The organism is Aerococcus sp. L_32 (assembly GCF_050689315.1).
On the sequence record NZ_JBOEQF010000591.1, the window covers coordinates 1 to 1,066 of the forward strand.

The following is a 1,066-nucleotide window of genomic DNA, read 5'->3' on the forward strand; positions in this document are numbered from 1 at the left end:
TTTTCCTAATTCAGTTCCTTCAGCGATTGCTGATCTAAACATATCTCCAGTAGAAATATGTGGAAATTTATAATCTTCAACGATTTTAGCTGCTTGAGTACCTTTACCGGCACCAGGCAAGCCCATTAAAATAATATTCATAATTGTCCTCCCCAAGCACGTTACGCATTAGTCTTATTTATCATGAATAAAACCAACGTATTGACGTTTGATTGTACGTCCTTCAATTTGTTTTGCAGTGTCTAAAGCAACACCGACAACGATTAGTAAGCTTGTACCACCTAAAGCAATTGATTGTGGCATATCAAAGAAGTATGCCCCTAGTAAAGGTAGAACTGCTACACCCATCAAGAAGAGTGAGCCAACTGTACTTAAACGATTTAACATTTTTTGTAAATATTCTTTAGTTGCTAAACCTGGACGGATACTTGGAATATATCCACCAGCTTTTTGCAGGTTTTCAGCAGCACGTTCAGGGTTAATCTGAATATGTGCATAGAAGAACGTGAACAAAATAATGACAATTGCGTAAATAGCGATACCCGCTGGTTTTTCCAAATTAAAGATTGTTGACAATATTTGATACCAAGAAACATCACTATAATCAGCGGCAAATAATCCGAGTACCGTTTGTGGCACCATGATTAATGATGACGCGAAGATAACGGGAATAACACCGGCTGAGTTAATCTTTAATGGTAAATGAGACTTTTGCGATGCCGAATTCGCACGTTTAGAATAACGTACGGGGATTTGACGTTCCGCTTGACTCATGAAAATGACGAACATAATTAATAGGATAAATACAAGAACAAATAGTCCTGCATAAATCATTTGTTGATTTAATTCACTGCTAGTAGCATCTACAATGTTATTTTGATAGTAAGTTGTTAACTCTGAAGGGATTTGCGCTAGAATACCAGCAAAGATAATGATTGAAGTACCATTACCTATTCCATATTCAGTGATTTGCTCACCAATCCAGACAACAAACATAGATCCAGCAGTCATGAATAAAGCAATCAGTAAGTAAGTTACAAAACCTGGATTATCAATTAATCCTAGC

At 36.6% G+C, this 1,066-nt stretch carries 2 protein-coding genes; both read right to left on the minus strand.

What is annotated here, in order from left to right:
- A partial coding sequence (locus ACRCJ0_RS14985; RefSeq protein WP_431391007.1) for a nucleoside monophosphate kinase occupies positions 1-141 on the minus strand: 141 nt, incomplete at its 3' end.
- 33 nt (positions 142-174) lie between these two features.
- Positions 175-1,066: preprotein translocase subunit SecY (gene secY, locus ACRCJ0_RS14990; protein ID WP_431391006.1), on the minus strand; the 892-nt coding region annotated here is incomplete at its 5' end.